Annotated in this window: 20 protein-coding genes; 6 read left to right on the top strand and 14 right to left on the bottom strand. The window is 71.3% G+C overall.

The window, feature by feature from the left end; all coding sequences use genetic code 11:
• The first annotated feature begins 115 nt into the window (after nucleotides 1-115).
• From AC1DWJ_RS16215 to AC1DWJ_RS16200, 4 genes are all read left to right on the top strand, one after another.
• The gene (locus AC1DWJ_RS16215) at nucleotides 116-1351 is read left to right on the top strand and encodes a cell division protein PerM (RefSeq protein ID WP_477621341.1); all 1236 of its coding nucleotides are present in this window, start codon (nucleotides 116-118) and stop codon (nucleotides 1349-1351) included.
• Between the two features lie 172 nt (nucleotides 1352-1523).
• The gene (gene purN / locus AC1DWJ_RS16210; RefSeq protein WP_457252660.1) at nucleotides 1524-2135 is read left to right on the top strand and encodes a phosphoribosylglycinamide formyltransferase; all 612 of its coding nucleotides are present in this window, start codon (nucleotides 1524-1526) and stop codon (nucleotides 2133-2135) included.
• Entirely contained in the window at nucleotides 2132-3775 is a 1644-nt protein-coding gene (gene purH, locus AC1DWJ_RS16205) for a bifunctional phosphoribosylaminoimidazolecarboxamide formyltransferase/IMP cyclohydrolase (protein WP_477621340.1), read from the top strand. The genes purN and purH overlap by 4 nt, the downstream gene beginning before the upstream one ends.
• A 97-nt stretch (nucleotides 3776-3872) precedes the next feature.
• Nucleotides 3873-4046, top strand: coding sequence for a hypothetical protein (locus AC1DWJ_RS16200; protein WP_477621339.1), 174 nt, complete (start codon nucleotides 3873-3875; stop codon nucleotides 4044-4046).
• Between the two features lie 49 nt (nucleotides 4047-4095).
• On the opposite strand, the gene bar is transcribed toward AC1DWJ_RS16200, so the two are convergent.
• The 3 genes from bar to AC1DWJ_RS16185 all read right to left on the bottom strand — a co-directional run bounded on the left by bar (nucleotide 4096) and on the right by AC1DWJ_RS16185 (nucleotide 7714).
• Nucleotides 4096-5238, bottom strand: coding sequence for a barbiturase (bar, locus tag AC1DWJ_RS16195; protein WP_477621338.1), 1143 nt, complete (start codon nucleotides 5236-5238; stop codon nucleotides 4096-4098).
• Nucleotides 5239-5243: 5 nt separating this feature from the next.
• Nucleotides 5244-6263 (bottom strand): carbamate kinase, encoded by a 1020-nt coding sequence (locus AC1DWJ_RS16190; RefSeq protein ID WP_457252656.1) that lies wholly within the window; start codon nucleotides 6261-6263, stop codon nucleotides 5244-5246.
• A gap of 140 nt (nucleotides 6264-6403) precedes the next feature.
• A complete protein-coding gene (locus AC1DWJ_RS16185; RefSeq protein ID WP_477621337.1) occupies nucleotides 6404-7714 on the bottom strand; it encodes a PucR family transcriptional regulator in 1311 nt (436 codons plus the stop codon).
• Between the two features lie 84 nt (nucleotides 7715-7798).
• Between AC1DWJ_RS16185 and AC1DWJ_RS16180 the strand changes: the two genes are divergently transcribed.
• Nucleotides 7799-8908, top strand: coding sequence for a ferredoxin reductase (locus tag AC1DWJ_RS16180; protein WP_477621336.1), 1110 nt, complete (start codon nucleotides 7799-7801; stop codon nucleotides 8906-8908).
• Between the two features lie 9 nt (nucleotides 8909-8917).
• Nucleotides 8918-10222, top strand: a complete 1305-nt coding sequence (locus AC1DWJ_RS16175; RefSeq protein ID WP_457252653.1) for a fatty acid desaturase family protein — start codon at nucleotides 8918-8920, stop codon at nucleotides 10220-10222.
• Nucleotides 10223-10243: 21 nt separating this feature from the next.
• Here the strand turns inward: AC1DWJ_RS16175 and AC1DWJ_RS16170 are convergent, their stop codons facing one another.
• From AC1DWJ_RS16170 to AC1DWJ_RS16120, 11 genes are all read right to left on the bottom strand, one after another.
• The gene (locus tag AC1DWJ_RS16170; RefSeq protein ID WP_477621335.1) at nucleotides 10244-10405 is read right to left on the bottom strand and encodes a hypothetical protein; all 162 of its coding nucleotides are present in this window, start codon (nucleotides 10403-10405) and stop codon (nucleotides 10244-10246) included.
• Nucleotides 10402-11592 carry a CaiB/BaiF CoA transferase family protein gene (locus AC1DWJ_RS16165; protein ID WP_477621334.1) on the bottom strand — a complete coding sequence of 397 codons (1191 nt, stop codon included), beginning with the start codon at nucleotides 11590-11592 and terminating at the stop codon, nucleotides 10402-10404. Before AC1DWJ_RS16165 ends, AC1DWJ_RS16170 begins: the two co-directional genes overlap by 4 nt.
• 72 nt (nucleotides 11593-11664) lie before the next feature.
• The gene (locus AC1DWJ_RS16160) at nucleotides 11665-13827 is read right to left on the bottom strand and encodes an acyltransferase family protein (RefSeq protein ID WP_477621333.1); all 2163 of its coding nucleotides are present in this window, start codon (nucleotides 13825-13827) and stop codon (nucleotides 11665-11667) included.
• Nucleotides 13828-14023: 196 nt separating this feature from the next.
• Nucleotides 14024-15952 (bottom strand): hydantoinase B/oxoprolinase family protein, encoded by a 1929-nt coding sequence (locus AC1DWJ_RS16155; RefSeq protein WP_457252650.1) that lies wholly within the window; start codon nucleotides 15950-15952, stop codon nucleotides 14024-14026.
• The gene (locus AC1DWJ_RS16150) at nucleotides 15949-18060 is read right to left on the bottom strand and encodes a hydantoinase/oxoprolinase family protein (protein WP_477621332.1); all 2112 of its coding nucleotides are present in this window, start codon (nucleotides 18058-18060) and stop codon (nucleotides 15949-15951) included. The genes AC1DWJ_RS16155 and AC1DWJ_RS16150 overlap by 4 nt, the downstream gene beginning before the upstream one ends.
• A gap of 75 nt (nucleotides 18061-18135) precedes the next feature.
• Nucleotides 18136-19410 carry an ABC transporter permease gene (locus tag AC1DWJ_RS16145; protein ID WP_477621331.1) on the bottom strand — a complete coding sequence of 425 codons (1275 nt, stop codon included), beginning with the start codon at nucleotides 19408-19410 and terminating at the stop codon, nucleotides 18136-18138.
• Nucleotides 19407-20168, bottom strand: coding sequence for an ABC transporter ATP-binding protein (locus tag AC1DWJ_RS16140; RefSeq protein ID WP_457252647.1), 762 nt, complete (start codon nucleotides 20166-20168; stop codon nucleotides 19407-19409). The genes AC1DWJ_RS16145 and AC1DWJ_RS16140 overlap by 4 nt, the downstream gene beginning before the upstream one ends.
• A gap of 18 nt (nucleotides 20169-20186) precedes the next feature.
• Entirely contained in the window at nucleotides 20187-21041 is an 855-nt protein-coding gene (locus AC1DWJ_RS16135) for an efflux RND transporter periplasmic adaptor subunit (RefSeq protein WP_477621330.1), read from the bottom strand.
• Nucleotides 21042-21172: 131 nt separating this feature from the next.
• Nucleotides 21173-21652, bottom strand: a complete 480-nt coding sequence (locus AC1DWJ_RS16130) for a hypothetical protein (RefSeq protein ID WP_457252645.1) — start codon at nucleotides 21650-21652, stop codon at nucleotides 21173-21175.
• 55 nt (nucleotides 21653-21707) lie between these two features.
• Nucleotides 21708-22106 carry a hypothetical protein gene (locus AC1DWJ_RS16125; RefSeq protein ID WP_477621329.1) on the bottom strand — a complete coding sequence of 133 codons (399 nt, stop codon included), beginning with the start codon at nucleotides 22104-22106 and terminating at the stop codon, nucleotides 21708-21710.
• Between the two features lie 128 nt (nucleotides 22107-22234).
• The gene (locus AC1DWJ_RS16120; protein ID WP_477621328.1) at nucleotides 22235-23713 is read right to left on the bottom strand and encodes a serine hydrolase domain-containing protein; all 1479 of its coding nucleotides are present in this window, start codon (nucleotides 23711-23713) and stop codon (nucleotides 22235-22237) included.
• Nucleotides 23714-23739 lie beyond the last annotated feature (26 nt).

The raw sequence follows: 23739 nt of genomic DNA, 5'->3' as shown, positions 1-23739 counted from the left end.
CACCGCAGCAGACGCGCTCGCGCGAGGTTGGGTTGCGGCGCGTTCGGACATTTCTCGGCTGCCCTCGGCGTTGCACGCCGGCTCAGGCTGGGGTGTCGGCGACGATGGGGCAGCGATGACTGTGATGGAAATGCTGAGGGCGGGCACCTCGTCGACCGGTGACGGGCCGGGCTCCGCCGTGCACCGGCGAGCACTGGTGGCCGGGGCCCTGGCCGCTGCCGGGTCGGCCACCGTGTTCGTGCTGCCGGCCCTGCTCGTGTGGGTCGCCGCCTCCGAGAGCACGGTCTCCTGGACCAGCTCCCTGGGCATCGGGGCCAGCCTGTGGCTGCTGGCCGGCGGCGCGCACCTCACCGTCGGCGCCACCCACATCACGGTCGTCCCGCTGCTGGCCTTCGCGCTGAGCGTGGCCATCGGAGCGTGGTCCGCCACGCGCGCCGCGCGCGAGGCCGCCGACGCGCGCACCATCCGCCTCGCCCGCAACACCCTCCACCGCCCCCTCGCCGCCGACCTCCTCGCCTGGGCCCTCGGGTATGCCGCGTGCGCGCTCCTGTGGGTCGCGGTCGCCTTCCTCGCCGGTCCCCACCCGGTGGTCTGGACCCTTGTGCTCCCTGTGCTGGTGGTGCCGGCGGCCTCGGCCACGCTGGCCCTGGCCCGGCTGCTCAAGGGCCGGCCCGAGCTCGCCGGCCCGGCCCTGCGCCGCCCGGCCTGGCTGCCGGAGTCGGTGCGGCGGGCGCTGCGACCCGGGCTCGAGGGTGCCACGGTCCTCGTCGGCGCCGGCATCGTGATCTGCCTGGTGCTGCTCGCGGTCCGGTTCGGCGACGTGCGTCACCTGCAGGGCGAGCTGGCGCCCGGAGTGGTCGGGGGAGTGGCGCTGACCCTCGCCCAGGTGTCCGTGCTGCCCAACCTCGCGCTGTGGGCGGTGTCGTTCGTCGCCGGCACCGGCTTCTCTGCGGTGGAGGGGGCCTCGGCCACCTGGACCGGCAGCCGCACCTCGCTGCTGCCGATGGTGCCGGCGTTCGGGGCGCTGCCGCAGCCGGGGGCGTTCCCCGGCCTCCTGCCGCTCATCGTGCTGCTGCCCGTGGCGGTCGGGGCCCTCGTGGGCTGGCGCTCGCTGCGCGCCGTGGCCCGGCTGTCGACCGTGCGCACCAAGCTCACGGTCGTCGGCACCGCCGTCGTGGTTGCAGCCGGGGCGATCGGCCTCCTGGACGTGCTCGGTGGAGGCTCGCTCGGGATGGCCCGACTGAAGGACATCGGCGCTCCGGCCGGGGCGATGACGCTCGCCCTGCTCGTCGAGCTCGGGCTCGGAGCCGCGCTGGTGCTGGCCTGGGACCGCTGGAAGCTGCGTCGCTGATCCCTCGATTTCTCCACCCGTGTGTCGCTACCTCATGCAAAAGGCGAGTTAGCGCCGCACGAGACCGGCGCTAACTCGCCTTTTGCATGAGAAGGCGACGGGAGTCGGGGTTCTGGGGCACCTGGTGGACGCGGCTGCCGCCACGTGACGGCGGCTCGGTATCGTCTCCCGGGTGACTGCCCCTGAGCCGACCGGGATCGTCGTGCTCGTCTCCGGATCGGGCACCAACCTCCAAGCTCTCATCGACGCCACCGCAGACCCGGCCTACGGCGTGCGGATCCTCGCCGTCGGTGGCGACCGCGCCGGCATCGCAGGACTCCACCGCGCAGCGGCGGCCGGCATCACCGTGTTCGTCTGCCGGGTCGAGGACTTCGACACCCGGGCGGAGTGGGACGCCGCCCTGGCGGAGCGGATCGGCGACCACCGGCCCGCCTTCGTGGTCTCCGCGGGGTTCATGAAGCTCCTCGGGGCCGAGGTCCTCCGGCGATGGACCGTCCTCAACACCCACCCTGCCCTTCTGCCGTCCTTCCCCGGCGCCCATGCAGTCCGTGACGCCCTCGCGGCCGGCGCGCACCAGACCGGCTGCACCGTGCACGTCGTCGACGCGGGCATCGACACCGGGCCGGTCCTGGCCCAGGCCACCGTCGACGTCGAGGCCGACGACACCGAGGACACGCTCCACGAGCGCATCAAAGCTGTCGAGCACCCGCTGCTCGTCGAGATCGTGGGCCGCGCGGCCCGCGAAGGAATCACCGTTTCCGATGGGAAGGCCACCATTCCGTGACCGAGCAGTCTGCCTCCGCACCCACTCCCGAGACCGTGGACCAGGCCGGCCGTCGGCCGATCCGCAGGGCGCTGGTCTCGGTCTACGACAAGACGGGGCTCGAGGAGCTGGCGCGTGGCCTCCACGACGCCGGGGTCGCCCTGGTGTCGACGGGTGGGTCCGCCGCCCTCATCGACGGCCTGGGGCTGCCGGTCACCAAGGTCGAGGACCTCACCGGGTTCCCCGAGTGCCTGGAGGGCCGGGTCAAGACGCTGCACCCGCGGGTCCACGCCGGGATCCTCGCCGACACCCGCAAGGCCGACCACGTCGCCCAGCTGGCCGACCTCGGCGTCGAGCCGTTCGAGCTCGTCGTCGTGAACCTGTACCCGTTCCGCGAGACGGTGGCCTCCGGCGCCGGCCCCGACGAGGTCATCGAGCAGATCGACATCGGCGGACCGTCCATGGTGCGGGCGGCGGCCAAGAACCACCCGAGCGTTGCGGTCGTCACCGACACCGCGGCATACCCGGCAGTGCTCGCAGCCGTCGCCGACGGAGGGTTCACGCTCACCGAGCGCAAGCGGCTGGCAGCGCAGGCCTTCGTGCACACCGCTGACTACGACAACGCGGTCGCGAACTGGATGGGCAACGTCTACACCGACACCAGTGACGGCACCGGCTTCCCGGCCTGGACCGGTGCGACCTTCCAGCGCGCCAACGTGCTCCGCTACGGCGAGAACCCGCACCAGCCGGCCGCCCTCTACACGCACTGGCGTCCGGGCGTCGCCTCCGCGGAGCAGCTCCACGGCAAGGACATGTCCTACAACAACTACATCGACACCGACGCCGCGGTGCGTGCCGCGTACGACCACGGCGACCAGCCGACCGTGGCGATCATCAAGCACGCCAACCCCTGCGGCATCGCCGTGGGCGCCACCGTGGAGCAGGCGTATGCCGCGGCTCATGCGTGTGACCCCGTGTCCGCCTACGGCGGCATCATCGCCACCAACAGGCCGGTGACCAAGGCCATGGCGCTCGCTGCCAACGAGACCTTCAGTGAGGTCATCGCCGCCCCCTCGTTCGATGTCGACGCGCTGGAGGTGTTGCGGGAGAAGAAGAACCGTCGCCTGCTCCAGCTCCCCGCCGACCTGGCGGCACACCGCGACCCCATCGAGACGCGACCGATCAGCGGGGGCCTGCTCGTGCAGGTGCCCGACCGGATCGACGCCGTGGTCGAGGGCGAGACCCCGGGAGGGGACGACGCGTCCCGCTGGCGGCTGGTCGCCGGTGCGGCTGCGGACGGGTCGACGCTCGCCGACCTGCAGTTCGCGTGGCGGGCGGTGCGCGCGGTGAAGTCCAACGCCATCCTGCTCGCCAGTGGCGGCGGTTCGGTGGGCATCGGCATGGGACAGGTCAACCGGGTCGACTCCTGCCACCTGGCGGTCTCACGGGCCAACGCCGACGGCGCCGACCGGGCCAAGGGTGCGGTCGCGGCGTCCGACGCGTTCTTCCCGTTCGCCGACGGCCTGCAGGTGCTGCTCGACGCGGGAGTGCGAGCCGTGGTCGCGCCTGGTGGGTCCGTGCGGGACGAAGAGGTGGTGGCCGCGGCCGAGGCGGCCGGCATCACGATGTACTTCACCGGTACCCGCCACTTCTCCCACTGACTCGCTCGCCCCACCGAGTGGGGATTCCGCGGGCGTCCGGCGTGTGGGACCGTTGGCCTCATCCGGACCTGGTCCGGCTGGCAGAGGGGAGTCAGCGATGTTCTGGATCATCGTCGGAGCAGTGGTGTTCGTCGTGCTGGTGCTGGCCTGGGTGGTGGACCGCAAGTGGGACGGCATCGATCCCACGCCGCGGCATACGCGGGGCAGGGCACAGGCCGAGTCGGACCAGGCCTGGACCGCCTACCAGTCAGGCAGCGGCGACAGCTTCTAGGCCGACACCGCCTGACTCGGCGACTGCCACCACGTCGGGGCAGACGCAGTCAGTCGGGAGTCGGGGCGCGGTAGCCGGTCGGCTCGCCGGACCCGAGGTCGACGATGGCCGCGACCGGGCCGCCGCCGTCGGGGCCCTGGTGGGCTGCCGACACCGAGACGAACACGGCCGGGTCGCCGGTCACGGAGGCGGTGACGCCGCCGACGGCGGACTTGATCTGGCGGTGCCAGTGCACGTCCGAGTCGTCGAGCATGGCGTTGCGGCGCCCACGGACCTCGCCGGTCTGGCTGACCTCGCACTTGAGGAAGACGTTGACGAGCCGGCCCTGCAGGTCTGACGAGTGCGGGCGCTCGGGCAGGTCGAGCCCGGCGTCCTTGATGGCCGACCACACCCCGTCGGCGTCGAGGGCGTCCCGCATGACCGAGTGGCCGATGCGGTAGCGGCCGCCGATTCCCTTGGTGTTGCCGACCACCACGACCTGCGCCCGGTCGAGCTCGACACCGGAGGAGCAGGAGGCCACCGCCGAGAACAGCGACCGGTTGTTCATCACGTCGGCGTCGGTCGGCATCTCGATCTCGCCGAGGGCGACGGCGATCCCGAGACCGGTCGTCCCGTTGGACAGGTCCATCGACTCGTGGGTGTGGTGGGTCCAGACCGACTTGCCGCGCGACTCCGCGTCGCGGATGGTGTGGATGGTCAGCAGTGGGGTCTTGGTCTGCACGTAGTGCACGTCAGCCGGGTCGGTGATGGCCGCGCGCTCCATGGCGACCCGCACGGCGTCGGCGACCTTGCTGATCATCCCGGTGTAGCCGATCTCCTCGGGCAGGATCGGCTCGCTCATCGCGAACCCGACCGTCAGCCTCAGCTCGTCGGACTGCTCGGCCTGGTCGGCGGGCACCGTCGCGAAGATCGTGGCGTGCGGGCTGATGATCCCGTCGGTGCCACCGGACCACACGATCGGCACCTGCTTCACCTGGTCGGCCGGCGCCCCCTTGGCGACCAGGACCTCGCGGAAGGCGCGGTCGGCGATGATCCGCGTGTAGTCGTTGACGCCACCGTTGCCCTCGGTCTTGCCGATGATGGCGACCACCCGGCTGGCGTCCATCACGCCGTCGTCGATGAGCTTGGCCAGCTCGCTCGCGTCGGACACGCTGTGGATCGGGACCTTGCGGACCTCGATGGGCTCGGGCATGGCGGTCACCTCTCTGTTGGTCTGACAGCTGGTGGTGAGTCGTCGGTTGATGTGACGACCTCTTGTTCGGCGTCGAGTTCGGTTGGTACTGAAGGGTTTCCGATCACCGTGCCGACGTCGCCATGGAGGGCCTCAGCGATGCGGTCGAGTGCGGTGATCACGCTGCGGCGGCCGCCGTGGCGGACGAACCGCATGGCGGCCTCGACCTTCGGGCCCATCGAGCCCGACGCGAACTGGCCGTCCGCGGCATACGCCTCCATGTCGGCGAGCCGCACCCGTCCGACGGGTTGCGCGCCGGGGGTGCCGTAGTCGAGGACGGCGTTCTCGACATCGGTGGCGATGATGAGCACGTCGGCGCCGATGGCGCTGGCGAGCACTGCTGCGGTGAGGTCCTTGTCGATCACGGCCTCGACGCCGTGCACGGTGCCGTCGGCTTCGCGCACCACGGGTATGCCGCCGCCACCGGCTGCGACGACGACGTAGCCCGCGCCGAGCAGGGTGCGGAGCGTGTGGGTCTCGAGCACCTCGAGCGGCTCGGGGGAGGCGACCACGCGGCGCCAGCCCTGGTGGCCGCGGTCCTCCCAGGTCTCGCCGTGCTCGATCAGGGGGCGCGCGTAGTCGTGGGCGAGGAACCGCCCGATCGGCTTGGTGGGCTTGGCGAAGCCCGGGTCGTCTGCTGCCACGAGCGTGCGCGTGACGATGGCGGCGACCCGCTGGTCCACCCCCTGGGCCGCGAGGGCGGCCTCGAGCGTGTCGAGGATCGTGAACCCGATGGTTCCCTGCGTCTGGGCGCCGCACCAGTCGAGGGGGACCGGCGGGACGACGTGGGCCGCGAGCTCGTTCTTGACGAGCAGGTTGCCGACCTGGGGACCGTTGCCGTGGGTGAGGACCACCTCGTGCCCGGCCGCGATGACGGTGGCGACGTGCTCCATCGCCTGCGCGATGGCCTCCCGCTGGGCCTGCGGGGTGGCGCTGCCGTCGGGACCGGTCATGGCGTTGCCGCCGAGCGCGATCAGGACCCGCATGCCACCTCCGTTCGTCGTCCGTGCGGCGAGCCTAGGGATGCCCGGCGCCGCGTGACGTTGTCAGGACCTGCCCAATGGCGTGGGTCGACTTGGCACATCTGCGACAGCGGACCGGGGGGCCTGGGTGCGGCATCGGCCGGTCAGGTCGAGGCCGTGGCCGGCACGGGGGTCTGGGCGACCCCCAGCGCGATGACGAGGTCGGCGACCCGGCGCGGGTCGTCGAGGGCGTCGCCGAACAGCTCACGCAGCTGGCCGACGCGGTAGCGGACGGTCTGCGGGTGGACGAACAGCGCCTCGGCGACGGGCTCGCGGCGGCCGCGGTGCAGCAGCCAGAGCCGCAGGGTCTCCTCGAGCCGCTCGCGGCTGGCCGGCGTGGAGTCGTCGAGCGGAGCGAGGGCCTGGGCGCGGAGGTCGGCGAGCGCGATGGGGTCGGCGCTCAGCACGATCTCGGCCAGGTGGGCGTCGGTGTCGTATGCCGTCCGCTCCCCGGTGCGCGTCGCCCGCCCTCGCAGGGCTCGCTGGTGGGACGTGGCCGCCTCGCGCCAGGGGCGGGTCGGTCCGAGCACCACGTCGTGGCCCTCGAGGGCCTGGACCAGGCGGCGCCGGGCCGTCGGGGTCAGCCGGGGGACGATGAGTGCCGCGACGTCGTCGCGGGCGTCGACACCGGGCACGTCCTCGGTGAGGACGAGCGATCGCCCGTCGACCAGCGACCGGATGTGGTGCAGCTCGGAGTCGGGCGCCAGGAGCACGGTCACCGACCTGGGCAGGTCCCAGCCGGCGCGTTCGGCCCGGCGCGTGACCAGCTCGTCGGAGGCGCCGCGGAGCATCTCGAGGGCGAGCCGCTCGACCTGGCGCTGCTGGACCCGCTCGGCGGTGGCGAGCTCGTCGGCATGGCCGGCCACGCTGGCTGCGGAGAGCTCGTCGATGTAGGCGAAGACCAGCTCGGCGAAGCGCGCCAGCAGCTCGGCGCTCATGCCGGCCCGGACGCTCTCCTCCGACAGGCCTCGCCACGAGACGCGGGCCCCGATCCGGTAGGCCGACAGCAGGGCGTCCATGCTGCGGCCGCTCCGGGCCTCGCCGCGACCGAGGTTGTAGGACGCCTCCCGGGCCGGGCCGAGCGGCGAGCTGGGGTCGTCGGCGCGGGCCGCGATCGACAGGAACGTGCCGAGGGCGACCTGCACGGCTGTCTCGATGTTGCCCACGAGGTAGTCGCGGGCGCTCGCGTAGCTCGGCACCTCCTCGATGATCGCCTCGACCGCGTGGCTCGCCACGGCGGGCAGGGCACCCTTGAGGCGGGCGAGCACCTCCGGTGACATGGTGAGACCGGCAGCGCGCTCGGTGGCGGAGGTGGCCGGGGTGCTCGGTGGGGCGGCAGTGACCGAGGTGGCTGCTGCGGCGGCGGTGGCCGCTGCGTCGGGCGAAGGGGACTTGAGGGGCGGTTCGGTGCTCATGTTGTTCCTAGCGAACAAAACACTGACGAAAACTCACTCTGATGGGTCAGGAAATTAGCCTACCTGTTCGCTCATAGTAGAACCATGACCGCAGTTCTCCCACTTCGCACGACGTCCGGGTCCACGAGACCCCTGCCGTCCCTGCGTACGGTCCTCCGTCGAGTCGCCGAAGCAGTCGCCACCCCCGTGCTGCCCGACGACTACCTCGACCTCATCGCGCCGATGCGGGCCGGCGCCGACCTGCGTGGCCGGGTCGTCTCGGTGACGCCCGAGACCCGCGACGCCGCCACCGTGCACATCCGGCCCGGCCGGTCCTGGGCCGGGCACGTGCCCGGCCAGTACATCCGCATCGGCGTCGACGTCGACGGTGTCCGCAACTGGCGCGCCTACTCGTTGACCTCCCCGGTCGCGTCGCCCGACGGGCTGATCTCGATCACCGTCAAGGCGATCCCGGACGGCAAGGTCAGCAACCACGTCGTGCGGACGCTGCAGCCCGGCACCCTGATCCACCTCGACCAGGCGACCGGTGAGTTCGTCCTCCCGGCGCTCCGTCCGGCGCGGGCCCTGTTCGTCACCGCCGGCTCGGGTGTCACGCCCGTGATGGGCATGCTGCGCAACCACCTCGACGAGCTGCAGGACGTCGTCGTCATCCACTCCGCGCCCACCGAGGCCGACGTCATCTTCGCCGCCGAGCTGCGCGAGTGGGCCGACGCCGGACGCATCCGCCTCGTCGAGCGGCACACCGACACCGAGGGCATGGTCGGCACAGACTCCCTCGACGAGCTCGTGCCCGACTGGCGCTTCCGCGAGACCTGGGCCTGTGGGCCCACCGGCATGCTCGACGCCTTCGAGGCGGCCTGGGCCGACGCCGAGATCACCGACCGACTCCACACCGAGCGCTTCCGCCCGGTCATCATCGCCGAAGGCGAGGGTGGCACCGTCACCTTCGGCGGCCAGCGCATCACCGTCGATGCCGACGGCTCGACCCCGATCCTCGATGCCGGCGAAGCCGCCGGTGTCCTGATGCCCTCCGGCTGCCGGATGGGCATCTGCTTCGGCTGTGTCGTGCCCCTGAAGGAAGGTGCCGTGCGCGACCTGCGCAACGGCGACCTGACCATTGCCGCCAAGGGCGACGGCATCCGCATCCAGACGTGTGTGTCGGCTGCTGCCGGCCACTGCGAGATCGACCTCTAAGGAGACCTCATGACTGCCACCGCAGAGACCTATGACCTCACCATCGACGGCTCGGCCGCCTCGACGCCCAAGGCTCCCGGCACCCCGTCCCCGCGCTCCACGAACAGCCGCCTGTCGACCGCCATCGCCGAGCGCCGCCACGTGCCCAAGCGCTCCGGCAAGGCCGACCCCACCGCGCACCTGACCGCCGAGGACGTCGAGGCGCTCGCCATGGAGCTCGACGCGCTGCGCCAGGAAGTCCTGGAGTCGCGCGGAGCCAGCGACGCGGCATACATCCGCAAGGTGATCGACGTGCAGCGCAAGATCGAGCTGGCCTCGCGCGCCGTGCTGCTCTTCTCGATCTTCCCGCCGGCCTGGATCGTCGGCACCGCCGGCCTGTCCGTCGCCAAGATCCTCGACAACATGGAGGTCGGCCACAACATCCTCCACGGCCAGTGGGACTGGATGCGCGACCCCAAGATCCACTCGACGACCTGGGAGTGGGACAGCGCCACCCCGGCAGCCCTGTGGAAGCACAGCCACAACGAGCTGCACCACACGTTCACCAACGTGATCGGCAAGGACAACGACCTCGGCTACGGCATCATGCGCGTCGACGAGGACCAGCGCTGGACGCCGGCCTACCTCGGCCAGCCGATCTACAACTTCCTCAACATGTGCTTCTTCCAGTACGGCATCGCCGCCTACGACCTCGAGATCGGCAAGCAGCTCGCCGGCCGGGGTGACAAGGAGGAGTTCAAGCGCAACGGGAAGATGGTGCTGCGCAAGGTCGGCCGCCAGGCGCGCAAGGACTACCTCATCCACCCGCTGCTCTCGGGCCCGTCGTTCTTCCACACCATCGCGGCCAATGCGACGGCGAACTTCGTCCGCAACGTCTGGACGCACTCGATCATCATGTGCGGCCACTTCCCGACCGGGGTCGAGACGTTCGCCCGCGCGTCCATCGAGGGCGAGACCCGGGGCGAGTGGTACCTGCGCCAGATGCTCGGCTCGGCCAACATCTCGGGCAGCAAGGCCCTGCACATCATGTCGGGCAACCTGAGCCACCAGATCGAGCACCACCTCTTCCCCGACCTGCCGAGCAACCGCTACGGCGAGCTGGCGCCCAAGGTGCAGGAGATCTGCGAGCGCTACGGCCTGACCTACACGACGGGGCCGCTGCCCAAGCAGGTCGCGTCCGCGTGGAGCCAGGTCATCTCGCTGGCCCTCCCGAACCCCGAGCCCGGCCGCAACCGCCTCGGCATCGCCGCGGAGGCGATCGGCAAGCAGGTGCGCCGCAAGCTGCGCAACCGCAAGCCCCTGCGGGCAGTCTGACCTTCACCCGCACCGGGTGGTTCAGGACAGGACGCGGTGCAGCACGAGCTCGTCGCGCAGGGGTATGCCGTGCTGTCCGGTCGCCCAGCCGCGCCTGCTGGCGGCCCCCGACCTGAGCGTCGAGGAGTTCCTCGACGACCGCGAGGTCCCTGGTCCCAACGGACGCAGCACGGGGCCGGTCACGACCAGCCCGCCTGCCCGCCTGCGCCCTCGTCGAGCCAGGCCCGGATGCTCGCGCCGTGCTGGTCGAGTGTCGGTGGCGCGTCGTGCTCGCTGCGCCCACCGGCATACGGGTTGTCGTCGAAGCGGATCGGTGGGCCGGGCAGCTCGATGTGGCCGAGCACGGGGTGGTCGACGTCGAGCACCAGGCCCTGCGAACGGGTCTGGTCCCAGTCGTAGACGCGGTCGATGGTGCGGACCTCGCCCGCCGGGATGCCCAGCGAGGCGAGGCGGGGGAGCAGCTCGGCGAGGGGATGGGTGGCGAAGGCGGCGTTGAGGGCTGCCGTCACCTGGTCGCGGTTGACGGTGCGCTCGCGGTTGGTGGCCATGCCAGGGGTGTCCGGGTCGAGGTCGAACGCCTCGGCGAGCTTGCGCCACAGCGACTCGCTGCCGCAGGCCACCTGGATGTCGCCGTCCTGGCAGTGGAACAGGCCGTACGGCGACAGCGACGGGTGGTGGTTGCCCTGCGCCCGACCGACGTGGCCGGCCACCGTGTAGGCGGTGCCTTGGAACGCGTGGGCGCCGACGAGGGCGGCCAGCAGGCTGGTCCGCACCACGCGGCCGACGCCGGTGGTGTGGCGCTCGTGGAGGGCGGTCACCACGCCGTACGCGCCGTACATGCCCGCCAGCAGGTCGCCGATCGGCACCCCGACGCGTTGCGGGGTGTCGGCGTCGGGACCGGTCACCGACATCAGCCCGGACTCGCCCTGGGCGATCTGGTCGTAGCCGGCTCGTCCGCCCTGCGGCCCGTCGTGGCCGAACCCGCTGATGCTCAGCAGCACGAGTCTCGGGTTGAGCTCGTGCAGCCGCTCCGCCGAGAACCCCAGCCGGTCGAGGACGCCCGGGCGGAAGTTCTCGACGAGCACGTCGCCGCGTTGCACGAGCTTGGTGAGGACGTCGCGGCCGTCGTCCGACTTGAGGTCGAGGGTGATCGACTCCTTGTTCCGGTTGGCCGCGAGGAAGTAGGTGGAGATGGGCTCGTCGTCGGGTCCGACGAACGGCGGCCCCCAGCCACGGGTGTCGTCGCCAGTGCCCGGCGACTCGACCTTGATGACGCGAGCGCCCATGTCTCCCAACATCATTGCCGCGTGCGGCCCAGCCAGGGCTCGCGACAGGTCGATGACGACGACGTCTTCCAGTGGTGCGGTCACCGCCTCATCCTGTCAGGGCGCCGACCCCTCGTGGGAGAGGCCGTCCGCAGCACGGTGGCAGGCCTGCCCGGGTCAGCTGCCGCGGTCGGCGCCCTTGATCGCAGCCTGGAGGGGTCCTCGGATGTACGGCGCGAGCGTTCGCACCATCGTCTGGGTGAGGTGGTGGCGGTCGTAGTACGTGATCACCCCGCCGACCACCCCGTAGCACGTCGCCTCGTCACAGAGCTTGTCGGTCAGGTCCACGACCGAGACATGAGGGCTGTCCATGCTCTCCGCGGCTGCGGCCAGCGGGTCCTGGGGGACCCAGGACGCCCTGCTGCCGCTGCACTTCCTGAGGTCGGTCGGGTGGGTCGCCACGCAATCCGGCACGGGACCGACGCCTGGGGGCGCCCGCGGGGTGTCACGGATCACCAGCACCTGGACCCCGGCAGCGTCCCAACGCCGGAGCTCGTCCAGGTGTCCCTTCCGGGCCAGGGGAAAGCGCTGGGGGTAGTCGTCCTGAGCAGCCTCCGGCGCCCGCGTCTGGATGGCGGAGGTCACGACGACGTCGAAGGACCCGTCCGTCGTGGCCTTCATGACCTTCTCGCCCCAGGCAAGGCAACCGGTCCCCCAGGACCAGGGGTCGTAGTGGAGGCGGGCCGTCGTGACGTTGCAGCCGTCGGCCACGAAGGAGGTGACTCTGAAGTGCTCGGTGCCCATCAGCTCCTGCAGGGCGGTGAACCACATCCCGGCGTGCGAGTTGCCGACCAGCGCGACCGAGATCTCGGCGTTCGGGTCACCGTAGGTGCACCTGCGCACGGTGTCGAAGGGTGGTTCCACGAAGCACGAGCGGTCATAGAGGGCGGAACGGTCCTGCTGTGCCTGAGCCGGAGCCGGGATCGGGTCCTTGCCCCGGTCAGGGCACCTCGTCGGCCCCAACGCCAGCGTGCCCGCCCCCAGGCACGGCCCCGCTGCCCGCAGCTCGGCGGCAGCCTGGGCGCGTTGGTCGGCGACCCGGCGGTCCATGACCTGTGTCACGGCGGTGCTGCCGAGCAGCATCACCAGCATCCCGACCAGCGCGAACCGGAACGGCGCGCGGCCCACCCAGGTGATCCCAGGACGGCGGAAGCGGTCCTCGATGGTCACCTTGGTCAACCACGCCAACCCGATGCTCGCCACGAGGACGGCGACCTTGTCCAGCCGGCCGAGGGACCCGGAGACGAAGGGTAGGAGCACGATCAGCGGCCAGTGCCAGAGGTAGATCGAGTACGAGATGTCACCGATGAACGGCAGCGGCTGCAGGCTGAGCAGCCGGTCGGCCGCGCCCCGCCGACCCCAGCACCCGGCCGCGAGCACGAGGACGGCACCCCCGACCGGGAGGGCGGCCTTCCATCCGGGGAACGGCGTGCTGTCGGAGAACGTCACGGAGGCGACGACGATGGCCAGCAGCCCGAGAAGCCCGAGCACGGGCCAGAGGGCGCGTCGAGCCTCCCACCGCACCGACGACGCAGCAGCGACCGCGAGCAGGCCTCCTGCGGCCAGCTCCCAGAGGCGCACGGGGGTGGAGAAGTAGGCGACGGACGGGTTGGTCGACGTCTCGTACACGGAGAACGCGAAGGACGAGGCGGCAGCCCCCGTCACGGCGAACGCGACCGTGCGGCCCACTGCCCAGCCCCTGGCCCGCGCCAGCCTGGTGACCAGCAGGAGCATGATCGGCCAGACGAGGTAGAACTGCTCCTCGACCGACAGCGACCAGTAGTGCTGCACGGGCGTGGGTTGGTTCTCGGCCTTCAGGTAGCTCGTCGAGTCGGCCGCGAGCCGCCAGTTCTCGACGTAGAGCCCGGAGGCCAGGACGTGCTTGGCCGTCTCGAGCCATCGACCGTCGGGCGCGAGGACCACGGTGGCGACGAGCGTGCACCCCAGGACCACCAGCGCAGCGGGGAGCAGGCGTCGGATCCGTCGCCCCCAGAACTCGACGAGGTCGCGACCGGCCTCCAGTCGCGACTGGAGCAGGTGGCTCGTGATCAGGAACCCGGAGATGACGAAGAACACGTCGACGCCGACGTACCCGCCGGTGAGCCTGGAGGGGGAGAGGTGGTACGCCACCACCACGAGGACCGCGACCGCGCGCAGGCCCTGGATGTCCAGACGCTGCCCACCGGACCGTGCCGCGCGCCCCGTCGGGGGTGGCGTCGGCCGGCTCACGCGGGAGAGCTGGCTCCCGATGACCTCGGGTGCCGGCTGGCTTCGCAGCACGTGCGTCCTCCCTGCGCCTCGGGGCCGAGGGACTGTCCTGCCCGGCCGGTGTCCCTCCTGGCCTGCCGCCGGGGACAGGGCGCGACGGCCCCGGGGCGACAGGTTACCTGCCCGGGCCACTTTGACCGCATTCCGCAGCGGGGCCGGTCCTGGCCGGCAGGCGCCCCTGTCACGAAGCCACCCTCGGGGCAGCCGACTACAGCCAGTCGACGTCGGCGGCGGCCTTGCCGTCGGCGAGCCGAGCGTAACCGGGGCCGCGGTCGAAGAACGGCGCCGACTCGGGCCGGGCGTCGCGCAGCTGCTGGCGCAGCGCGTCGCTCGCGTCCGTGTCGATGACGGGTTCGTCCTTGCTGCCCGACGCGACCACCCCGTATGCCGTGCGCGCACCCTCGAAGGACACCTTGCCCCAGCGCAGGTCGCGTTCGACGTCCTCGTAGGGGCGCTCGAGCGGGTCGCCCCAGCCACCGCCTCCGGTGGTGCGGATCCGGATCACCTGACCGGCCTTGACCGGCTCGGCGTCGGCCAGGGCGTCGACCTCGCGCTCGTCGGGACCACCGACGTCGATCGTGACGCTGAACGAGCTGCCGGCCTTGCCACCCTTGACGCCCCAGCACGCGAGGATCGAGCGGTCGGCGATCGACATGAAGTGGGCGTCCTTGAGCATGCGGATCTGCTTCTCGTAGCCCAGCCCGCCGCGGTAGCGCCCCGCACCGCCGGAGTCGACGGCGAGCCCGAGGCGCTCGACGATGAACGGGAACCGGCTCTCGGTGAACTCGGTCGGCAGGTTGCGCGAGTCCGGCACGACATGGATGGTGTCCTCGCCGTCGGCGTAGTAGCGGCCGCCCGAACCGCCGCCCAGCACCTCGCGCATGAGGTAGTCGTTGCCGTCGCGGTCCTTGCCGTAGACCCCGGTGTAGCGGATGGTCTCCTGGTCGGCGGGCATCTTGCCGTCGACGGCCTTGGCGACCACGCCGGCCAGCACCCCGAGCAGCCTCAGGATGACGAAGGTCCGGGCGTTCGTCGGGGCCGGGAAGATCGGCGTGAGCAGGGTGCCCTTGTCGGGGAAGCGCATCTCGATCAGCGGCACGACGCCTTCGTTGACGTCGAGCTCGGCCATTCGCTCCGGGCTGTCCGCCAGGTTGCGCAGGATCGGGGCCAGCCACTTCTTGAGGAAGTTGCCCCCGACGTAGTCGCCGCAGTGGTTGATCGGGCCCTTGGCCTGCGGCGCGGTGCCGGTGAAGTCGATGACCAGCCGCGGGCCGCCGTCGCCGGGGCCGGGGCCGCCGGTGGGTTCCTTGGTCAGGGTGATCCGCTGGGTGTGCAGCCGTGGGTCGTCGACGCCGTCGTGCTCGGCGTAGTCCTCCCAGACGTAGGTGCCGTCGGGGATCTTCGACAGGATCTCGCGCCGGTAGGTCTCGGTCGTCTGGTCGAGGATCGTGTCGAAGGTCGCCTCGATGGTGTCGCGGCCATAGCGCTCGAACAGCTCGGACAGCCGTCGGGCGCCCATCAGGCAGGCCGAGCACTCGGCGTCGAGGTCGGCCGCCAGCGAGTCGGGCATCCGGCTGTTGCGGGTCATGATCCGCAACGCCGCCTTGTTGGGCACTCCCTTGTCCCACAGCTTGATCGGCGGGACCGCGAGGCCCTCCTCGAAGACGCTGGAGGCGTTGCTCGGCATCGACCCGGGCACGGCTCCGCCGATGTCGTCGTGGTGGCCGAAGGCCTGGACGAAGGCCACCACCTCGCCACCGCTGAACACCGGCACCGTCACACACAGGTCGGGGAGGTGCCCGATCCCGCCCTCGGACTCGTAGACGTCGTTGTGGAAGAAGACATCGCCCTCGGCCATCTCGGACAGGGGGAAGTCGCGGGCGATCGGGTGGACGAGCGCGCTGTAGGACCGGCCGGTCAGCTTGCGCAGCTGCCGGTCGTGGATGCCCGCCCGGAAGTCGTGCGCGTCGCGGATCATCGGCGAGCGGCTGGTGCGGGCGATGGCCGTCTCGACCTCCATCTCCACGCTCGCCAAGGTGCCTTGGACGATCTCCACGAGGATCGGGTCGACCTCGGTGCCCAGCGGGGTCAGCCGGTTGCCGTGCTCGTACGCCGTGGGCAGGCCAGCGGTGTTCATCGGGCACCCTCCTTGGTGATGACCAGGTTGCCGATCGAGTCCACCGTGACGGTGAAGCCGGGGTGGACCGGCACGGTCGAGCCGAACTCCTCGACGATGGCGGGCCCGTCGAACGTGTCTCCCGCTCGCAGATCGGGACGCCAGAACACCGGTGTGTCCCGGTAACCCTCGTCCGCGTCGAAGCAGACCGCCCGCCGGCTGCGTTGGTTCGGAAGATCCGCCGGGTCCTGACCAGGCGGATCTTCCGAAGAAACGGCGCGGGTCTCGAGCTCACGCAGCTCCGGTCGGGTGATCGGACCGATCCCGGTGACGCGCAGGTTCACCCACTCGACCTGCTGGCTCGGGTCGGCCGAGAAGTCGTACCCGTAGAGGGCGCGGTGCGCCTCGTGGAACGACTCGGCGACGTGCGCGGCATACGCCTCGTCGACGGGGCCGTCGGGGGCGGTGACGCGCACCTCGAAGGCCTGTCCGAAGTAGCGCAGGTCGACGGTGCGCGTGTAGCGGTGGGCGTCGCGGGGGAAGCCTTCGCCGTCAAGGGCTTTCGCGGCCCGGTCGGTCAGGTGGTCGAAGGTCTTCTGGACGGCCGCGTGGTCGAGCGCCGTGTGCTTGGCGACCATGGTCTGGACGTAGTCGTTCTTGACGTCGACGGTGAGCAGCCCGAAGGCGCTGACGTTGCCGGGGTTCTGCGGGACGACCACCCCGGCCAGGTCGAGGATGTCGACGAGCCGGCAGGCGAGCAGCGAACCGGACCCACCGAACGTGGTGAGCATGAAGTCGCGGACGTCGAGGCCGCGCTTCACCGAGACCTGCCGCAGCGCGTTGGCCTGGTTCCAGGCCGAGATCTCGAGGATGCCGGTCGCGCAGCGGGTGGGGTCGATGCCCAGCCGCGCCGCCAGCGCGTCGATGCCGGTGCGGGCGGCCTCGACGTCGAGCGGGATCTCGCCGCCGAGCAGGTGGGGAGGGATCCGTCCGAGCACGACATGGGCGTCGGTGATGGTCGGCTCGGTGCCGCCCTTGGCGTAGCAGAGCGGACCCGGGTCGGCACCGGCCGAGTGGGGCCCGACCTTGAGGGTGCCCTCGGGGGAGACCCACGCGACCGAGCCGCCGCCCGCGCCGACCGTGACGACGTCGATCATCGGGATCTTGCTGGGGTAGGCGCCGACCGTGCCCTCGGTGGTCAGGGTCGGCTCGCCGTCGAGCACCACCGAGACGTCGGTCGAGGTACCGCCGCCGTCGCAGGTGAGGACCTTGGGGAAGCCGGCCCGCTTCGCGATGAGCCCCGCCCCGAGCGCGCCGGCCGCCGGGCCTGACAACACCGTGGTGATCGGCTGGTTGACGACCTCGTCGGCGGACAGCACGCCGCCGTTGGACTTCATGATCGAGAAGGCGGCGTCGGGGGCGATCTGCGCCAGCCGCTGCTGGATGTTGGTGACGTAGCGGCTGACGTTCGGCTTCACGGCGGCGTCGACGAGGGTGGTCATCGAGCGCTCGTACTCGCGGTACTCGCGGAGCACCTCGCTGCTGATCGACACGATCGCCTCGGGGTGCTCGCGCCGCAGCACCTCACGCATGGCCAGCTCGTGGGAGTCATCGGCGTACGAGTGCAGGAAGCAGACGCCGAGCGTGGTGATGCCGTGGTCGCGGAACCAGTGCGCCGCGGCGACGGCCGACGCCTCGTCGAACGGGCGGATCTCGTTGCCCTGGAAGTCCATCCGTCCGCCGACGGTCCTGACCGCGTCGGCGGGCACGATGCGCGGGGGCTTGACCCAGAAGTAGGAGTTGCCGTAGCCGTCGGGGACGGCCTGGCGGGCGATCTCGAGCATGAACTCGTAGCCCTCGCTGGTGACGAACCCCAGCCGCTCGACCTTGCCCTCGAGGAGCTTGTTCGTGGCGACGGTGGTGCCGTGCGCGACGGCGGTGACGTCCCGGCCGGTGGCCCCCATCAGGTCGAGGACCTTGGTCACGCCGTTGATGAACCCGTCAGCGGGGTTGCTCGGCGTCGACGGTGTCTTCGTCGTGACGAGCTCCCCGGTGCCCTCCTCGAACGCGACGACGTCGGTGAACGTGCCTCCGGTGTCGATCCCGATCCTGATCCGTCGCTGCGCCATGCGTGAGATTCAACCGGTCGCGCGGCTGCCTCGCCTTGGCACAAGTTGCCAACAGCCCTCGTCAGGCCTGTGTCGTCAGTGGGCCCGCACCAGTCGGTAGGCGCGCAGGGCCGGGAGGAGCCCGGTGAGGAGGCCGACCAGCACGGTCACCGTCCCGGTGCGGAGGTAGACCCCCAGGGGTGGCTGGAACTGCGGCAGCTCGACCGCGTCGATGTGGTTGAGCAGGTCGGGGTCGAGGCGAGCCAGCGCCAGGCCCGCCGCCATCGAGAGGATGCCGACGACGACGGCGACGACGAGCCCTTCGAGCAGGGCGGCCGCGAAGAGGGTCGACCGCGTGGCTCCCAGTGTGCGCAGGGTCACCAGCTCCGGTGTGCGCACCTCCACCATCGCCGTGGCCACGACGGCGACCGCGATGGCGCCGAGGCCGAGCGCCACCCACGCGAACAAGGCTCCCTGCTCGCGTTGTTGGCGCAGGACTGGCGTGAGCACGTCGTGCGAGTCGACCCGATAGCCCGCGGCCAGGCTCAGCCCGGCGGTGCGAGCGATGGTCGCGGCGATGCTGGCGACATCGCCGCACTCGGGAGACGCGCAGCGCCAGTAGAGCGAGGCGCTCTCGGGTGCCGCACCGATCAGGTGCAGGAGGCTGCGACTGGCCAGCACGTCGTTGACCAGGGCCTTGTTCCGCTCAGCCGGCCCGCGGTGCGCCGGGATGTCGGGCACGGCGAGCGGGCTCTGCGCCCAGCCGTCGGCACCGACCCCGGACCCCGATGTCGAGGAGTCCCCGGCGCTCGACGAGTCCTCTGCTCCGGGATCGGGCGGTGGGGCGCCTGCGACCGTCACCGTGACCAGCGTCGTGGTGGCCACCCCCAACCGGTCCGCCGTCTGCCCGCTGATCACCAGTCGCGGCAGCGCGGTCGGCCCCTTCACCTCGGCGAAGCTCGTCGACCCCGCCGTCGTGGCGCTGATCTCGGCCCACGGTCCGTGGAAGGAGGTGAGCGAGGCGGCCGTCTCCGGCCCCCCGACCGGTGCCGCGGTGGAGGTCAGCCGGGCGCTCAGGTTGGCCTGCAGCACCACCACGGCCCCGGGGTGCGCGACGGTCTCGCTGTCGAGGGTCGCGTCCATCGTCTGCAGCTGGGCCAACGACGGCGGAGTCTCGAGGTCGGCCCGAAAGGTCTGCTCGTAGCCGAAGACCGCTGCACCATAGGTCGTCACCGCCTCCTCACTCGCCGCAGCCGCGAGCGACGTGAACAGCTGGGTGCCGATGGCGCCGAGCAGGATCACGCCCTTGACGAGGTTGCGACGCCAGTTGCCCCTGACCTCCTGCCTGGCCAACGTGATGGCGCGCCTCATGCGGTGGAGCCCACGACGAAGCCCTCGGTAGCGCCCACCTCGTCGTCCTCGAGCAGGGGCACCAGCTGTCCGGCGTGCAGGCGAAGCTGCCGATCGCAGGCCCTGGCGACCACTGGGTCATGGGTGACGACCACCAGGGCTGCCGCGCTGACGGCCACCGCATCGCGCAGGATCTCGAGCACCGCAGCGGCGGTGGTGTCGTCGAGGGCGCCGGTGGGCTCGTCGGCCAGGATCAGCGACGGACGCTTGACCAGGGCCCTCGCCAGGGCCACTCGTTGCTGCTCCCCGCCAGACAGGGTGCGCGGACTGGCCCGGAGGCGGTGCGACAGGCCCACCAGCTCGAGGGCGCGATGCGCCTCCCGACGCCGCGTCCCGGCCGGCAGGCCGGCGATGGCCGCTGCCGTCTCGACGTTCCCCGTCGCCGTGAGGTGGGGGAGCAGCCGGAACTCCTGGAAGACGAACCCGATGTGCCGCGCCCGCAAGGCGGAGCAGGCCCGGTCGGACAGTCCTGCGACATCGGAGCCCAGGAGTCGGTAGCTGCCCGCGTCGAACGGCTGGAACAAGCCGAGGGCTCGCAGCAGCGTGCTCTTGCCCACCCCCGACCGACCCATCACTGCGACGGTCGTCCACGGCGCCACCTGCAGGGACGCGTCGGACAAGAGCTCGGTCACGCCGCCACCGCGGGCGCGGAACGACTTGGACAGGCCTGCGGCGTCGATGACCAGCCCACCGTGGCTGTCGCCCGCGAGCGTCGTCATTGCACCGTCATGGCGTCGTCATGGCGTCGTGAGGAAGTCGGAGGCCAGGGGGAAGCGCAGCACTCGGGCCGCGGCCGGCAAGCCCGTCACCTCGACCCGACTCCCGTCGTGCTGGCCGAGCTCGACTCGCGTCACCTCGGTGCGACCGCCGTCGACCACGATCACCTGGCCCGCGCCCGTCGTGCCCTGGACCGCCGTCATCGGCAGGGTGGGGACGTCCGTGCGCCGACTCACGACGAAGGCCGTGGAGGTGCTCAGCCCTTCCACCACGGTGATGTCATCGGGCACGGCGAGGACGAGGACCACTGACCCGTCGGCGGCGTGGTAGGTGCGGCGTTCGAACCGCACGGTGAACCCGGCCGGCCCGCCCAGGACCCGGGTCTTGGCGGTCCGCGGTGGTCGCATCAGGTCGTACAGCGCGGCCGGGTCGGTGACCGTGGCCAGGATGACATAGCCGGGCGGCCGGATCCGGAGGATCTCGGCTCCGTCGGCGACCTCTGCGCCGGTCAAGGCCGTGATGGTGCCAGCGACCGAGGCCCGCACGACGTGCCACTCGACGAGACACGCGGGGGTCGGGGCTGCGGGGTCGATGCCCGTCGTGGCCCCGGACTGCGCGCCGGCGGTCGAGTCGCTGCTCACCTCGGGCGTGGTCGGTGAGGGCGGCGCGCAGGTGCGGATGGCACCCACCCGCGCTCCCTTGCTCACCACACTGCCCTTGCGTATGCCGCGTGCCTGCGTGAAGGTGCCCGTCCAGGACGAGCGCACCGTCCATTCCGGACGGCGCTCGACCACGCCCGGGACCTCACGGGCCCGGTAGAGGTCGGCCTTCTCGACGCCGACCGTCTCGGGCGGGCTCGTCGAGGCCCGCGCCACAGCCGTCTCCTCCACCGACGAGCGGTCTGACGCCGAGCACGCAGCGGACCCAGCGACCGCCAGGCACAGGGTGAGGCGTGCGACCACCAGCCGCAGTCGCGACGGTGGCATCGGTCCGCGTGATCCCGACGCTAGCTGGAGTCGTCGTCGCACTTGTTGGCCGTGACGAACTTCTGGGTCTTGTCAATGTTGCCCAGGACCAGCTCGTCGGCCATCGCCTGGGAGAACGCTTCCCCGCCTGGCATGAGCTTCTGCGACTGCAGGAGGCCCTTGCGGACCTCGGCCGTGTCCTTGGACGCCTTGACCGTGTCGATGGCGGTCAACGCCCACGCGCAGAGGTTGTCGAACCCGACGTCACCTTGGGCGACGGTGTCATCGAGGACGAGCTGGCCGGCATTGGGCGCGATCGCCTCCCACATCTCTTCCGGGGTGACGTCCCGGCCTGGCGGCCACACCACCTGGTCGTGGTACTTGCGCAGCAACGGAACGAACTGCTCACGCTTGTCGGCGGAGGCAGACTGCGGAGCCGTGGCGTCGGCGCTCTGCTTCTGCTCGATCGTCAGGGCGGGCTCATCCGTGCTGCTGCACGCGCCCAGGGACGCGAGTGCCAACAGTGCTGTCGCCGCACGCAGGGCCACGCCCGTGCCGCGCCCGGTCCTGCCGTGGTCACGCAAAGTTGTAGTTCCAGTACTGCGTGGACGAGAAGGTCCCGGTGGTCGAGTAGCCGCGGTACTGGACGCGCACGCAACTGCCTTCGAGGAAGTTGGTGCCCAGCACGCGCCGCCCCTCCGCAACGGTGATGTCGTACTTGGTGGCGCCGGTGCCGCCGCTGATGCTGCAGCTGGCCCACCGCGCGTCGATGCCGATGCCGGAGATGACATCCAGCCCGAAGTCGTCGTTGTCATGCTGCTGGTAGTAGTAGGTCCCACCGAGCTTCCACTCGATGATCGACCCGGTCGACGAGGTCGAGGTCTTGGTGTCGGCGCTTGCGTTCGCCGTCGTCGCGACGGCCAGGCCGATCGAGACCAGCGTGGCGATCGCGGCCCGACGGATTGATGTCCGCATTGTTCCCCCTCTGTGTTCAGGTCCCCATGTTCATGGTCAGTTCTATAGGGATATGAACGACAGTGTCAAGGAAATGTGCACGTGTTTGGCCGTGGCTGGGTGCGCTCGAGATGGCTTGCCTCCGGATGTCAGTCCTGACGAGGCAGGGCTGACCCGCGCACGGCCAGGTCCAGTGGGTCCGCGCCGTACAGCGGCACCTCACGCCAGCCGAGGTGCACGGTCCCGTCGGTCCGCGTCCGCAGGCGCAGGGTGTGTGGCGTCTCGATCAGGCGCACGTCCGCGCTGAAGCAGCCCTCCGCATCCCAGCCGCCAGCGGCCATCACCGGCAGCTCGACGCCGCCCACGGCGAAGGTCGAGAACACCCACTCCCCGTCGCCCACGGCCAGGCGCACCTGGGTGTCGTGGCAGTCCAGGACCACCTCGTATGCCGCGCCGCCGGGCGCGAGGCTCAGCGCGGCATACGCCTCGGGCAGGGTGCTGTCGTCGGCACGCACCCACCGCGCGGCCTCGGGTCCGGGGCCGGACGAGGTCGGGGTCGGCACGGCCAGCATGTCGAGCCGCTCCTCGAGGGCGGCGTCGGCGAGCTCGTCGCCGACCTCGTCCACGCCCCCGACCGCTGGCAGCAGGTGGTCCCAGACCAGGTCGAGGACGGCCTGCATGTCGATCGTCTCGCTGGTGATCGCGATGGCGATGTCCTGCTCGGGCAGCACGATGGCGTACTGCCCGTAGGCGCCGTCGCCGCGGTAGCCGTGCCGGGCCATCCAGAACGAGCAGCCATAGCCCTCGCGCCAGTCGGGGTTGGGGTCGGCCTCCCGGTTGGGCAGCCCCGTCGACGTCGTCGCGGTGTCGACCCACTCGGGCGACAGCAGCGCCGACCCGGCCCACCGGCCGCGGTCGAGGTGGAGCTGGGCGAGACCGAGGATCGCGTCGGTGCCGATGTGGATGCCGGAGAAGCCGAGCTCGCGGCCCGTGGCAGTGCGGTGCCACACCACGTCCGCCCCACCGGAGGGGTCCACCAGGGGGAGGACCCGCTCGCGCAGGAGGGCGAGCACCGACGAGCCGGTCGCCCCGCGGACCGCACCTGCGGCGAGGTAGGTCGCGATCTGGTTGTAGGCCCACGCGGTGCCGGGCTCGTGCTCCTGTGGCGTGGCCAGGATCGCGGCCAACACCGGGTCGACGTGGTCGTCGTCGCCAGTGGCCTCGTGGGCCGCGCGGAGGACCTCGGGACCCCACCCCTCCGCGTCGTGACCGGTCGCCATCGTCAGGCAGTGACCGAGGGTGAGCCGTCGGTAGCGGTCCGGGACCTCCACCCCGTCCGGCAGGTCGCCAGGAGGCAGGAGGTCGAGGACCGGCTGGTCGAGGGAGAGCCGACCCTCGTCGACCATGAGCCCGACCGCCGTGGCGGTGAACGACTTGCTCAGCGAGTAGACGAGCTGGACGCGCTCAGGGGCGTAGGGGGCCCACCACCCGCGGGCGATCACGTGGCCGTGCCGGGCGACCAGAAGGCTGTGCGGGTCGTGGCCGCCCGACTCGAGGGCGTCGACGAGGGCGAGGATGCCGAGGGCATCGACACCCTGGGCGGAGGGCGTGCTGGTCGGCAGGGGCATCGGGCCAGTCTGGTCGGCGGAGGGCA

Source organism: Pedococcus sp. P2_D7 (assembly GCF_056404295.1).
The sequence above is the reverse complement of the archived record's forward strand: the minus strand, read 5'-3'. Positions and strand labels throughout refer to the sequence as shown.